Annotated in this window: 13 protein-coding genes and 2 pseudogenes; 10 read left to right on the top strand and 5 right to left on the bottom strand. The window is 42.9% G+C overall.

All coding sequences use genetic code 11. The features are described 5' to 3' along the window. Positions 1 to 44: 44 nt before the first annotated feature. The 9 genes and pseudogenes from AC5JMK_RS05920 to AC5JMK_RS05880 all read left to right on the top strand — a co-directional run. A pseudogene (locus tag AC5JMK_RS05920) lies at positions 45 to 527 on the top strand (GTP-binding protein); the annotation flags it as partial. Then, entirely contained in the window at positions 524 to 1,336 is an 813-nt protein-coding gene (locus AC5JMK_RS05915; RefSeq protein WP_495909643.1) for a metallophosphoesterase family protein, read from the top strand. The pseudogene AC5JMK_RS05920 and the gene AC5JMK_RS05915, both read left to right, overlap by 4 nt. Positions 1,337 to 1,418: 82 nt before the next feature. Beyond that, entirely contained in the window at positions 1,419 to 2,171 is a 753-nt protein-coding gene (locus AC5JMK_RS05910) for a metallophosphatase (protein WP_495909642.1), read from the top strand. Between the two features lie 263 nt (positions 2,172 to 2,434). Beyond that, positions 2,435 to 3,493, top strand: a complete 1,059-nt coding sequence (gene hemB, locus AC5JMK_RS05905; RefSeq protein WP_495909641.1) for a porphobilinogen synthase — start codon at positions 2,435 to 2,437, stop codon at positions 3,491 to 3,493. Further along, positions 3,490 to 4,509, top strand: coding sequence for a CobW family GTP-binding protein (locus tag AC5JMK_RS05900; RefSeq protein ID WP_495909640.1), 1,020 nt, complete (start codon positions 3,490 to 3,492; stop codon positions 4,507 to 4,509). The genes hemB and AC5JMK_RS05900 overlap by 4 nt, the downstream gene beginning before the upstream one ends. Positions 4,510 to 4,668: 159 nt before the next feature. After that, a complete protein-coding gene (locus AC5JMK_RS05895) occupies positions 4,669 to 5,640 on the top strand; it encodes a CobW family GTP-binding protein (protein WP_495909639.1) in 972 nt (323 codons plus the stop codon). Further along, entirely contained in the window at positions 5,628 to 5,852 is a 225-nt protein-coding gene (locus tag AC5JMK_RS05890) for a hypothetical protein (protein ID WP_495909638.1), read from the top strand. Before AC5JMK_RS05895 ends, AC5JMK_RS05890 begins: the two co-directional genes overlap by 13 nt. Positions 5,853 to 5,934: 82 nt before the next feature. Further along, positions 5,935 to 6,564, top strand: coding sequence for an IS4/Tn5 family transposase DNA-binding protein (locus tag AC5JMK_RS05885; RefSeq protein WP_495909637.1), 630 nt, complete (start codon positions 5,935 to 5,937; stop codon positions 6,562 to 6,564). Between the two features lie 70 nt (positions 6,565 to 6,634). After that, positions 6,635 to 6,958 (top strand): hypothetical protein, encoded by a 324-nt coding sequence (locus tag AC5JMK_RS05880; RefSeq protein WP_495909636.1) that lies wholly within the window; start codon positions 6,635 to 6,637, stop codon positions 6,956 to 6,958. A 288-nt stretch (positions 6,959 to 7,246) separates the two neighbouring features. Here AC5JMK_RS05880 and AC5JMK_RS05875 read toward each other — a convergent pair whose 3' ends face one another. From AC5JMK_RS05875 to AC5JMK_RS05855, 5 genes are all read right to left on the bottom strand, one after another. Then, on the bottom strand, positions 7,247 to 9,487 hold the full coding sequence (locus tag AC5JMK_RS05875; RefSeq protein WP_495909635.1) for an AAA domain-containing protein: 2,241 nt from the start codon (positions 9,485 to 9,487) through the stop codon (positions 7,247 to 7,249). Between the two features lie 132 nt (positions 9,488 to 9,619). Further along, positions 9,620 to 10,009, bottom strand: a complete 390-nt coding sequence (locus AC5JMK_RS05870) for a type II toxin-antitoxin system VapC family toxin (protein ID WP_495909634.1) — start codon at positions 10,007 to 10,009, stop codon at positions 9,620 to 9,622. Next, positions 10,006 to 10,245: a hypothetical protein gene (locus AC5JMK_RS05865; protein ID WP_495909633.1), complete on the bottom strand. Its 240-nt coding sequence runs from the start codon at positions 10,243 to 10,245 to the stop codon at positions 10,006 to 10,008. Before AC5JMK_RS05865 ends, AC5JMK_RS05870 begins: the two co-directional genes overlap by 4 nt. A gap of 150 nt (positions 10,246 to 10,395) precedes the next feature. Further along, on the bottom strand, positions 10,396 to 11,505 hold the full coding sequence (locus tag AC5JMK_RS05860; protein WP_495909632.1) for a ParB/RepB/Spo0J family partition protein: 1,110 nt from the start codon (positions 11,503 to 11,505) through the stop codon (positions 10,396 to 10,398). After that, positions 11,502 to 12,257 (bottom strand): ParA family protein, encoded by a 756-nt coding sequence (locus AC5JMK_RS05855; protein ID WP_495909631.1) that lies wholly within the window; start codon positions 12,255 to 12,257, stop codon positions 11,502 to 11,504. Before AC5JMK_RS05855 ends, AC5JMK_RS05860 begins: the two co-directional genes overlap by 4 nt. Before the next feature lie 180 nt (positions 12,258 to 12,437). On the opposite strand from AC5JMK_RS05855, the pseudogene AC5JMK_RS05850 reads away from it, so the two are divergent. After that, positions 12,438 to 12,596, top strand: a pseudogene (locus AC5JMK_RS05850) (ISAzo13-like element ISMae28 family transposase); the annotation flags it as partial. Positions 12,597 to 12,653 lie beyond the last annotated feature (57 nt).

The raw sequence follows: 12,653 nt of genomic DNA, 5'->3' as shown, positions 1-12,653 counted from the left end.
GGCCAAAATATATTTAATACGGCTGGGCATTTTATTACTTGGAGATCCCTTACAGAAGCATCGCTATTTTGCCACTTTATCTCCAAGATTCTGAGTATCATACTTGGGCAAAAGAAATTATACCAGGTGCAGCCATTGATACTAATATTACCCCTACCCAACTATGGCGCGTCCCCACCACTGGTCAAGTCATCGACGAAGATAGTTTGCATGAGTTTTGGTATGAAATTACTCATGGCGCTTACGGTCAAGTGAGCCGCGCCAAGGCAATTTTTGATGTTGCAGATGGGCGAAGTCTTTACGCTGATTTTACTCTGGGTGTACCAGCAACCAATTTTCTCGAATTAGACCTACCTTGCCACTTGGAAGGTAGACCCCAACGCTTCAGTGGAATAGAAGTGTCAGGACAAAACTTGGATGAAGCAGCGATGCGGCAAACCTTGGAAGATTGCTGTTTGTCAGACGCTGCTATTTGGCAATACCAACAACAGGTAAAACAAATTCTACTTGAGGAGATAAGAGCTTGAAAATAGCGGTAATATCCTGTATCCACGGTAACTATGAAGCATTAGAGGCTGTATTGCTAGATATCGATAAGCACTCATGTGAAAAAATCTATTGTCTTGGCGATTTGGTAGGATATGGTCCCTATCCAAATGCAGTAGTGGCGCAAATTCGTTCTTTGGATATTCCTACCGTCGCTGGTTGCTGGGATGAAGATGTTGTAGAGGGATTAAATTCTTGCGAGTGCAGTTTTCCTTCACTTTTGGCTGAAAAACGAGGCAAATTAGCTCACGAGTGGACAAATAAGGAGATATATCCAGAAAACCGCGAATATCTTGCCCAACTACCCCATACTTTCCGTGAAGGAAACATGACATTTGTTCATGGTAGTCCTCACAGTAACCATGAGTATTTGTTACCAGAACTCGATGCTTTTGTAGCACTAGAACGCGTACTTTCCACAGATAGTGATGTGCTATTTTGCGGTCATACTCATGTGCCTTACGTCCGTAAATTGGATGCAGGAAGTTTGCAAGTGCGTATCAATGGCGAGAATGGTGAAGAAGATGAAAGGTGTTTTACAGCACCTGTAAAAAAGATTATCAATGTGGGATCAGTCGGAGAACCTCGACATGGAAAACCCAATGCAACTTATGTGATTTACGATACTGATACTCAAGCGGTGATATTGCGGGAAGTACCTTACGATTATCAAAAAACTGCAAGAGCAATTATCGAAAAAGGCTTACCTCCTATTTTCGCTTGGCGTTTAGCACAGGGAATAGAATTCGCAGAACGTGCAGATGACCCTACCCATGTGTGTACAAGGTAAGTTGGGCATTGGGCATGGTTAACAAACATTAACCACTAATTACTAACCACCAACAACAAATAACAAATCCAAAATTGAAGATATGAAATGGGCAATTTTAAGTGGAATTGAAGGTAATTTGGCGGCTTATGAAGCAGTAATCGCAGATATTAAGCGTCAGGGTAGTTCTGTGGAAGCATTATATATTCTCGGTGATGTGGTCGGGCCAACGAAAGAATCTGAACAACTTGTCGAACGAGTGCGTAACCCCCGACATGGTGAATTAGAACCACTTGTTTGTAAGGGATGGTGGGAAGAACAGTGCTTAATTTTGCATGGTCTTGGTGCTACTGGGGAACCAACAGAGTTAATGGCCAAATATGGAGTCCAAACAGCGAAGTTGTTGTGGGATAGTGTTTCTCGTCAAACAGTACAGTGGTTGCGAAACCTTGATTTTGGGTTTTTTGAGTTGGATTGTCTGTTAATTCATGGTTCAACCGTATCTGTGAGCGAAGAACTCACACTTTTGACTTCTCCCATTCAAATGTTAGATAGGTTGTCGCGGATGCAAGCTAATAACCTGTTTTGTGGTCGTTCTGGTTTGACTTTCCAATATCAACTACAAGCAGGTTCTATCACCACACAACTTACAACCCTCGATAGTCAAACTTCTCCTCCTACAATTATCAACATCACTCCACGTCAAGTGATTGGGGTAGGGAATGTGGGGCGCACTCTTGGGGAAGCAAGCTATACCCTCTACAACCCAAACAGAAACGAAGTGGAATTCCGGACTGTCCGCTACGGGAAAAAAATGGGTTTTGGAGTCAACAAAACCAAGGCAATTTCAAATTAGAGTTGGGTCTAAACTTGTAAAAATCCGGCAGCTTTCGGAAAAACCGCCCAGAAAATTGACGGGTTTTGCACCAAAAAACTTGGGTAATGGGCGGTTTTTCCGTCAAGGTCGTTGGCACTAAAACAGTTAACTAGTAATAAAGCTGCCGGATTTTTCCGGTTTTAATGAAACGGGTAATTATTTTCGGTGATATAAGCAGAAAGCAAAAAATACTGCATGAAAACGATTATCATTATTTTGTGAAACAATTACTATTAATTCCCATGTCATCAGAAAATCCTGCTTCTAGTAACACTGTACTCACAGCACCTACAGCAACCACTCCCATTCATCGCCCCCGTCGCCTACGTCGCACTGCTACTTTACGTCGCATGGTGCAAGAAACAATACTGAGTGTTGATGACCTCATTTATCCCATGTTTGTCATGGAGGGTGAGGAACAGAAAATAGAAATTACCTCCATGCCTGGGTGTTATCGCTATACTTTAGATTTACTACTCAAAGAAATAGCAGAAGTGTCGCGATTGGGGGTAGGCGCTGTTGCTCTGTTCCCCGTCATCCCAGAAGCAAAGAAAGATGATACTGGCAGTGAAAGCTACAATCCAGAAGGATTAGTACAGCAAACAGTCAAAGCAATTAAAGAAGTTGTACCAGATATTCTAGTAATTACCGATGTTGCGCTTGACCCTTTTACTACTCACGGTCACGACGGTATTGTTGATGAAAATGGTGTTATTCTCAACGACCCCACAGTCGAAGTGCTGGTAAAAATGGCGGTAAGCCAAGCCGCAGCAGGATCAGATATGGTCGCACCTTCTGACATGATGGATGGTAGAGTAGGGGCAATTCGTCACGCACTTGATGCAGCAGGATACATTGATGTGCGAATTTTGGCATACTCTGCAAAATATGCCTCTGCATACTATGGGCCATTTCGAGATGCGTTGGATTCTGCGCCGAAGTTTGGGGATAAGAAGACTTACCAAATGGACGCAGCAAATTCCAGGGAAGCTATTAAAGAAGTGGTGCTAGATATTGCTGAAGGTGCAGATATTGTGATGGTCAAGCCTGCCTTAGCATATTTGGACATTATAAATAAAGTCAAAAATTACACCAATTTACCTGTAGCAGCTTATAACGTCAGTGGTGAATATGCCATGATTAAAGCTGCTGCTCAAAATGGCTGGATTGATGAGAAGAAGGTGATTTTAGAGACTTTGACTAGTATGAAACGAGCAGGTGCAGACTTGATTTTAACTTACTTTGCTAAAGAAGTTGCACTGATTTTGGCTGGCAGATCATCTGGAGGGTGCTTTGGATGATTCCGATGACACAACTAGAAATCAATGAGCAGATACCCAAGCAGGTCATGCCAATCACCATTATTACGGGCTTTTTGGGTAGTGGTAAAACCACACTGCTGAACCAAATTCTCAAAAATAGCCAAGATTTGAAAGTAGCAGTGCTGGTGAACGAATTTGGTGACATTGATATCGATAGTCAATTACTCATCTCGGTTGATGAAGACATGGTGCAATTAAGCAATGGTTGTATCTGTTGCACCATTAACTCAGGGTTAGTAGAGGCTGTTTGCAAGGTATTGGAGCGTGAAACTCCGGTTGATTATCTGGTGATTGAAACAACGGGTGTTGCTGACCCCCTGCCGATTATCCAGACTTTCCTGGGAACCAAACTCAGAGAACTAACTCGCTTAGACTCCATCGTGACAATGGTAGATGTGGAAAATTTTATTCCCGAACACTTCAATAGTGACGCAGCCCTGCATCAAATCATCTATGGAGACATTATATTACTGAACAAAACAGACCTGGTTTCGCCTGAGCGAGTAGACGACCTAGAAAACTACATCAACTCGATCAAACAGGCAGCCAGAATCATCCGATGCCAATACGGTCAAGTTCCTCTGCCATTTATTATGGATGTGGGATATACCAATCCAGATGTTTTTGCAGGTATGCTGGAGACTCAAGACAAGCATCATCACTCTGACCACTTAGCGAATGACGGGTTCGTGTCTGTGTCGTTTACAAGCACGCGCCCTTTCTCGCTTACAAAGTTCCAGGATTTTTTAGACAACCTTCCGACTAATGTCTTTCGGGGTAAAGGCATTCTCTGGTTTTGGGAAAGCCAGTTGAAGCACATATTTCAATTAAGCGGTAAGCGTTGCAGTTTAGATACCCAAACGTGGACAACTGTCCGCAGTAACCAAATTGTGTTTATTGGTCGCAACCTGGATGCAAAGCAACTCCGGCAGGAATTAAGTCGATGTCATCAATTCGATATGGCTGAACTAAGTGCGAGCAATTGGAGTGTATAACATGATTAATACAGTCCCCTTATATATAGAGGAGAGTTCGCTATAGTTTCAAAATCCATAGAAAAATGTAATTCAAAAGTAACCCAAAATGCCTTTTCCCCTTTTCCAAATTTTGTGTGAAAATGATTATTATTATGGAGAAGTTCAAAGTAGAAGCATATGGTTGCTACTGCAATCAACAATTTTATTCCTGTGACCGTCCTCACAGGCTATTTAGGATCTGGCAAGACAACGTTACTCAACCGTATTCTTACCCATGAACACGGTAAGAAAGTAGCAGTCATTGTCAACGAATTTGGCGAAGTTGGGATTGATAACCAACTGGTAGTTGATGCGGATGAAGAAATCTTTGAGATGAATAATGGCTGCATCTGCTGCACAGTTCGTGGCGATTTGATTCGCATCATCAGCAACCTTATGAAGCGGCGGGACAAGTTTGACCATCTGGTGATTGAAACAACAGGATTAGCTGATCCAGCACCAGTAATCCAAACCTTCTTTATGGATGAGGATGTGCAGAATCAAACTCAGCTAGATGCAGTTGTAACGGTGGTAGATGCTCTTCACATAAATCAGCACTGGGACGCAGACGAAGCACAGGAGCAGATTGCCTTTGCCGATGTGATTTTGCTTAACAAGAGCGATTTAGTTACAGCCGAAGAGTTGGAAGAGCTAGAAAAGCGGGTTCGGGCGATGAACGCAATGGCAAAAATCTACCGCACCTGCAACGCCGATTTAGAAATGGATGTGGTGTTAGGAGTGGGGGCGTTTGACCTGAATCGTGCCTTGGAAATTGATCCCAACTTTCTGATGGAAGATGCCCACGAGCATGATGAGTCGGTGTATTCAGTTGCTATAGTCGAATCGGGTGCTTTAGATGGGCAAAAATTGAACAACTGGTTGGGTAAGTTGTTGACCAATCAAGGACCGGATATCTTCCGAATGAAAGGCATCCTCAATATTGCGGGAGAAGACTGTCGCTTTGTATTTCAGGGGGTGCATATGTTATTTGATGGAATACGCGATCGCCCCTGGAAAGCTGGTGAAATTCGCAAAAACGAACTTGTCTTTATCGGTCGTAACCTGGATGAGGCAAAGCTAAAAGAGGATTTTCGGACGTGTCTGGTTTAAGGTTTGAGCAGCACTGGCAAGGAATGCTGTCAGATTACGTGACGGCGATCGCCTGGTCTGATTGTGGTGAATTCCTAGCAGCTAGTTCCGCAGTTGGAGAGGTGACACTGTGGCGCGTTGACCAAACGTTTCATGAAACGTCTTTACAACAGGGAAACGGACAATCTGACTTTTCACGGGATGTGGAAAAAGAAAGCTGGTTCGCGCCTTGATGTCGCGAATCAATCAAAGAAATTAAGATGATTTGCACTCTTGAATGTAAGGTGCTTGTAGTGTCGTACTTTCGGGGTGCAAATGAAACTACTAGAAACAAACCCGTATAGTAATTGTGATTTTGGTGACAAACGTCTAACGTCGAGAGCAGTGTTGATTGCGGAGTCATTAAAAGTAAAATATGGTGAGCCCCTGTCTAAAATATTTAACAGTAATAGTGATTTAAAACGCAGTTACGAATTCTTTTCTAATCCCAAAACAACTTTTGACAAATTGACTCAACCATCTTTTAAACAAACAGCGCAAGAGATTTATGGTATCCCGGTAATACTAGCGCTAGGAGATACTACTTATTTGGATTATAAAAAAATATTAGAAAAAACAGAGGAATATGGTCCAACAGGTAATGGTGGGAATGGACTAATTTTACATAGTTCTCTTGCAGTAGACCCGGACTTTGGTCAACCACTAGGACTATTATGGGAAAAATTGTGGCATCGACAACATAAGGTGCCACCACCACCAGGAGAAACATCTGCGGCGAAAAAAAAGCGATTAAAACAAGAACGTTTAAGGGCGAAAAATAGAGCTTTTGAAGAAAAAGAATCTTATCGATGGGTCGAAGCTTTTCAAAATATTGATTTTAGTTATTCGGCTGTTTCACAAAGGAATATGGTTCGCGATACCATATCGCGAAGTCTTGTCCGTTGATTTTATGTCAAAGACCCCAAAACTCGCTGCCCAAGAGGATTTACACAAACGCATAGACAAAGTTGTTTCTATGAAAAAGCGTCTCGAACGAGAAGTGGTTGGCATACACGAATCAAACCAGGTGGCGCCATCCGGGTGTAGAATAGCTCGTTATTTAGCAAAAGGGCGTAAAGGTGTTTATTGGTACTATAAGCTACACGCAGCAACGCCGATATTTCCAACTCGTATTGATGGTAAGCTTTCCAAATATAAACACTTGGGTAAAGCTGGTAGTCAAGCTTACATGAATGCTATGGAACAAATGACTGCTAGGACTAGAATTGAGGCTTTAGACCGTTCGATTGAGGCTCTCAAACAGGGTTTGAAGGATTTAGTTGAAGAAACCTCTAAATAGGGCTTGCTGAATAGAAGCGTAATGTATACGAGGTAATGATTTCAGGCTTTTTTTCGCCAAACAAGTGCAAGGCTATAACATAAGCGAGTCTCAAAACCCTTGCACAATCGTTAGCGATCGCTGGGTAAATTTGGAAACTGAGCAACGAAACGATTATTTTGCAAGCTGTGTGGCTTGTAGATTTGCTTGAGGAACTTATTCAGCAAGCCCTAAATATAACAAGGAATAGTATTTTGTTCGCGATATGAGAGCGCGAACCTCATTCCTTTTTCCACATCCCGTGAAAAGTCAGGTAGCCGTGTATTTAGCAGTAGGAGCATAGCGATAATAATCTTCATTCCTCATGCCCCGATCCAAAAAGGCAGTTTTGAAATATTGCTTGATGGTATCATCGCTCATGTTAACGATAGGCTCAATCTGTTGGGAGTCACCTGCCACTACTGCCTGTTGCGATCTCACTAATAAAGGAAATAATTGATGTATGAGAGTTGTCCCCGCTTCATCCACCAGTGCCAGCTTGATGATATTAGGCTGAAGAATTGGCAACATATTACGCATTGATTGGAGGGTGGAGGTAATGACCGGAAAAATCAAGCTCAAGTCACGGTAGATGGCATCACTATCAGTTGACAGTTTTAGCAATGCCTCTCCATCCCCAGCTAATACGCTGCCATAAGTTTCTAATGCCCTCATAACGCTATCCTTGCGTCGGAGAGTTTCTTGCAACAGAAACGCCCAGGCACGTTGAAATAGTTCTAGCTGCAAATGGTGGTAGTCACGGTAAAAACGACACAAGAAATCTGCTTGAGGGTAACTATCAAGTTGCTTTTGGATTTGTTGCTGTTGAGCTTGCTTTAACTCTATTTCGTTAGTTAAAGCCGCTATTTGGCTTTGAATTGAAGTTACTTCCAGGTTTTGATTGCGCCATTGCCGTGACAAACCAATTTTTTGGTTAATGCTGGTGATTGCTGTGGTTAAACTGGAGGGGTCAATGGGTATTTGAAAGGGATGCGCTGTAGCTAAGGTGTTTAAAACAGCCGCGTTTATCCGATTCGCCAAACGCTGAAAAATTCGCTTGTCGGTGGTAGCATTGAGCCAGTCCAAGACGCGTTTTGTAATAGAGTCAGAATCTTTTGGCAGTTCGCGTTCTGCTTGGAATAACGCGCTTTGTATCTGTTCGTAAGCATCAATGGGAAAATTTTCGTAAGCAGCCAAACTTGATAGCTGTTCAGTTAGGGCTTGCAACTCGGCAGACTTAGCAGCAATATCGTTATTGTGTGATTGAATTTCTACATCCAATTGCGATCGCCGTTCAACATCAATGACTTTTTGAGCAGTATTCAAGCGGTCTTGCTCTTGGAGTTGTTGAATTTCACTTGATGCTTGCAGCAATTCGAGTTTGGCTTGTTGCCAAGAATCTTGGTCAAATTCAGCATTACGCAGCCAATCTTGGGTTGATTGCAGTTTGGGTAGAGTTTCCTTACGGATATTAGTTTGGTTGCCGCCTGGAAGATAAAACTGTTGAGCAGGAGAATCTGTAGCCAGTCGTTGTTGGAATTTTTTAACGGTGCTGTTATTAGCGCCAACAAAGAATATTAAATTATTTACATCATCTTCACCGTGGACAAGCCGTAACGCTCGATTTGCTACTTGCTGGGCTATGAGGTGCAGGAAGACCTCGGTTTTTCCATTTCCCGGTGGCCCACAAACAGCAGTTAGTAAATTCTCCTGGGCGTGTTTCAAGACAGAGGCTTGAAATTCATCAGGTGCATGAGAAGGGAAAGCACCCCAGAACATCACCTCATCTCTGGGTGATTGTGGCTGACCCCAGAGGTACTGCATGGCTGGATGAGTTTCAGTTAGCCATTCAGCTTTAGAGTCAGGTTGTTGAAGTTCCTTGAGTATTTCAAGGAGGTCAAGCTTAAGCAGGGCGTTGTAGGGCGTAAAGTCACAGCGAAGCAAATAAGGTTGTCGAAAGGTTTTGTACTTTCCTTCGGGTAAGTCTACCAGTTCGAGAAAGTCTCGAAGTGTTGGGAATCTTCCTTTAAATGTGTCTTCTAAAAATTTTAAAATTCCTGACGCAACAATCAGTGATTCGGCTTGCTCTTCTTCTAGCCCGTACAACCGCATTAAATTAACGATCACTGGCTGAAACTCGTATTCGGTCAAGTCCCAGCCTGTTTTGCGGTAATTCCCTTTGAAAATGGGTGAAATATCAATTGTGAACAGAGGCAAGTATTTCAGCTTTTGGTCTTTGCCCTTGCCGTTGATTATATAAATTTGTGGGAAAGCGACAGCCACCTGAACATCATTTTTGTTACCTCTTTTGGCTGCCTGTTGCTGTTTTTGGAATTGCGTAAATACTTCGTTATCAAGGAGTAACTTGTTGCCAACAAGCTGCACTCCCTTATCTACTACTTTTGAATAGATATCTGAAGAACGCTCGACTTCAGCTTGAGTCAGTTCCTCTAACCTGATATAGCCTAACCAAGCTTGTACTATCTGGATAAGTTTTTCTGACTCTAGCATGAGAATACTTGTGGGAGCGACTGTACTACTGGCACTGTGACTAACTTAATATTTTTTGTCGTTTGTCGCAAACATACCGCAGTAGTCAGCAGTTTTCCACAAAAATTTTAACAATTATAATTGCTCAGAACGTTATGAAAGCGTTTCCACACCAGAATAGTTAAGGATTTTCGCGTCAACAGTTAACAAAGGACACCCATAATTTCTGGCTGTAGCTACAATAATTTGGTCAAAAGGGTCGCTATGAAATCCGCTTAATTGAGTTGAATCAACCACTATCGGCAGGGTTAAATTTAATAGCTGTACTCCGGGATAAGCCAAAGCTGTTTCCAACCATTCATTAACTGAACAAGAAAAAACCAGCCGATTTTTTTCTACTAATTTGGCGACCTCCCAACAAGAAACAATACTTACTCCCAAACCCTGAGATTGATATTCCTCTATCCAAGAGCGATACTTTGTAGTTAGTTTGGAGTTATCATCAACCCACCAAACCCAGATATGCGTATCAAGTACGATCATTGCAAAACTTCCCAATCTGACAAGGCAACAGGTTCTGTTGGATCATCGTAACGGACTACTTGACCGCGCAGTGGATAAAGATTTGTTTCTGGTTGGCTAGGCGCTGCTCCTTTATTTTGTGGAGTTTTAGCTGACAGAATAATCACCTCCACAGCATCCCCCGCATGAAAAGGTAAGCCCCGCAGCATCAAAGTTCCGTCTTCGGTTAAAACAGCTTCTATTTTGTGAGCTTCCATTTTACTATTCCTATTTGTTAATGGAGAAAAAGAGAAACGGATGTTACTTTCTCTAGTTTTTATTATGGCGCTTTGGCTCCCCTGACTTTTTAGCCGTGACTTGCGTCAGTCATGAAAACTCCAGAAACGTGGTGCAGTGGGAACTGTAGTTTACTCAACATTTGTCAGCGTCTCTAGTTGTGCAAGTAGTTTCTCTATCTGTTTGCGCTTCTTCGGGTCTGACCAAATACTTGACTTTCTTAGCTTGGTAGTCGCAGCAGTAAATCGCTCTTTGTAATTGTTCGACTCTGTGTTTGGTTTAGAAGCTGGAGTTTTCTTCTCACTAATGCGCTGTCTGATTTCGCTTAAAGACCAGTTGTTAGCAATAGCTTGTTCTACAAAGGCAACGCGCTCGTCTAAATCCTGAATAGTAGCAATGGCTTTGGCTTTAGTGTACTCAAGTTTTCCTTGCCTTAGTGCAGAAAGAATATCTTCAGGAAGGTTTAGCAAGGGCAGACGATTCTTGACGAAAGATGCCCAAGTCATTAAGCCCAAGCCATCAAATACTCCTTCAACAATTTTTAAATCAGAGTCAGCAGATGGCTCATGATTGGGGTCTAAATTATGGGTTTCGGTTTCGCCCATAACGTTATGGGTAGATGGTTCAATCTCACCAGAATCCTGGTTGATAGCGTTAGGGGTGGAGTCAGTTTCATCTTCGCCCATAACGTTATGGGTAGGTTCATCACCATCGCTATCGGAAGCGCCCATAACGTTATGGGTAACTGTAGATGCCTTGTTTTGTAAGCGTTGTAGACGATAAAGTAATGGGGGTACTTCCTCAAGGCTTCGACCTAGTTTGAGAGCCAGCAGTTGCAGGATGCCTTCAGTTTCTTCGACTGGGTTAAGGTCTTCTCGCAGTAGGTTTTCTACGAGTGCCAGTTGAAAAGCGGCGTTATCGTCTAATTCTTTAATGACAACGGGTACTTCTTTTAAGACAAGTTCCTGGGCTGCACGATAGCGGCGCTCTCCTGCCACTAATTCATGTTTTTCTCCATCTAGGGGACGTACTAACAGAGGTTGCAGGATGCCATGCTGTTTTATCGATTCGGTTAACTGCTTTAATGCTGACTCTTCAAAATAACGGCGCGGTTGTGTCGCTGGCAGAACAATCTGGTCTAACGGCATGGATTGAGGAGAACCAGCATTCGCTACGCCTGTAGTGTCCCAAGGTACATCAATTTTACTTTTAAGGGGTTGGGTGGTTTTGGTGCGTCTCATTTTAAAGCTGATAAACTAAGGGCTATTTTTTTCAGGATTTGGACAGATGGGTGCTTGGGGTCGTAAACTGCCAGGGGCATTCGTTCCTCTGAGGCATCAACAAAAGCGGTAGAGCGCGGAATGGGCGGGAATACTGTTCCTGCGTTCGCTAGTTGTTCAGTGATGGCTGCTAAGGTACGGGTGTCTTGAGAGTTACGGGCATCGTACTTTGTGGGTACAAATCCAGCTATTTGTAATTTGCGGTTGGGCTTGTTGCGGACGGTAGCAACAGTTTTTAAGAGTTCGCCTGTACCTTCAAAGGCTTTGAAATGGGTTTCTAAAGGTACGAGAACATGAGTGGCAGCTACAAGAGAGATGTAACTTAACAGCCCTAAGCTGGGAGGGCAATCTATTAAGATAAAATCGTAATCTGATTCAATTGGTTCAATAGCTTCTTTTAGACGGAAATCGCGCATGGAAGCATTAACTAATTGCATTTCTGCCGTAGCAAGAGAGATGTTAGCCGGGGCTAAATCCATGCCATGAATCCCCTCATGAATTGGCAGGGGTTGTTCATCCACAATGGCATTGTTGACAGTTTGCTCTATTTCCCGTGGAACCAAGCCCATAAAAATAGTTAAGCTGGCTTGGGGGTCGATGTCGATGAGCAGAACGCGATGACCCAGTTGTGCTAGTTGGTAGCCCAGGTTTTGGGTAAGGGTGGTTTTGGCAACACCTCCCGCCTGATTAAATACTGCGATGATTCGGCTCATAAGTGAGTTTGAAATCCTGCACCATTACAACCTAAGGGACTTCCAGAAAATAAAATATACAAATTATCAGAATGATAATCATTCCGAGAGAGGAAGGAGAGGCTGCCAACGGCAGCCTCTCCTTCCTCTTTTTGTAGTAAATTCAATGATGATTCAATTTTTGGGTGAGCAGAGGTGTCAATACAGTTAACGGATTCACTGAAAAACTTGCTGAAGGAAACCGCACAGCAACTAAAAGGAGCAGCCAAACGTAAATTTATAGCACAAACAGTTGTGGCATTAGGATACGGAGGACAGTATGCGGCAGAGCGAGAGTTAGGATGGAATCGCGTAACGATTAGTGGGACTTAAACAAAAATTAAGCCCAAATGTAGCCTAAACTAGCTTTATAAGCGG

The organism is Pelatocladus sp., from assembly GCF_059505505.1.
Note: the sequence above shows the minus strand (reverse complement) of the source record. Positions and strands in the feature narration are given on the sequence as shown.

Bases quoted from the DNA above. Each gene is read 5' to 3' on its own strand.
- AC5JMK_RS05910 (WP_495909642.1), top strand. From the start codon at position 1,419: ATGAAATGGGCAATTTTAAGTGGAATTGAAGGTAATTTGGCGGCTTAT.
- hemB (WP_495909641.1), top strand. From the start codon at position 2,435: ATGTCATCAGAAAATCCTGCTTCTAGTAACACTGTACTCACAGCACCT.
- AC5JMK_RS05900 (WP_495909640.1), top strand. From the start codon at position 3,490: ATGATTCCGATGACACAACTAGAAATCAATGAGCAGATACCCAAGCAG.
- AC5JMK_RS05895 (WP_495909639.1), top strand. From the start codon at position 4,669: ATGGTTGCTACTGCAATCAACAATTTTATTCCTGTGACCGTCCTCACA.
- AC5JMK_RS05885 (WP_495909637.1), top strand. From the start codon at position 5,935: ATGAAACTACTAGAAACAAACCCGTATAGTAATTGTGATTTTGGTGAC.
- AC5JMK_RS05880 (WP_495909636.1), top strand. From the start codon at position 6,635: ATGAAAAAGCGTCTCGAACGAGAAGTGGTTGGCATACACGAATCAAAC.
- AC5JMK_RS05875 (WP_495909635.1), bottom strand. From the start codon at position 9,487: ATGCTAGAGTCAGAAAAACTTATCCAGATAGTACAAGCTTGGTTAGGC.
- AC5JMK_RS05870 (WP_495909634.1), bottom strand. From the start codon at position 10,009: ATGATCGTACTTGATACGCATATCTGGGTTTGGTGGGTTGATGATAAC.
- AC5JMK_RS05865 (WP_495909633.1), bottom strand. From the start codon at position 10,245: ATGGAAGCTCACAAAATAGAAGCTGTTTTAACCGAAGACGGAACTTTG.
- AC5JMK_RS05860 (WP_495909632.1), bottom strand. From the start codon at position 11,505: ATGAGACGCACCAAAACCACCCAACCCCTTAAAAGTAAAATTGATGTA.
- AC5JMK_RS05855 (WP_495909631.1), bottom strand. From the start codon at position 12,257: ATGAGCCGAATCATCGCAGTATTTAATCAGGCGGGAGGTGTTGCCAAA.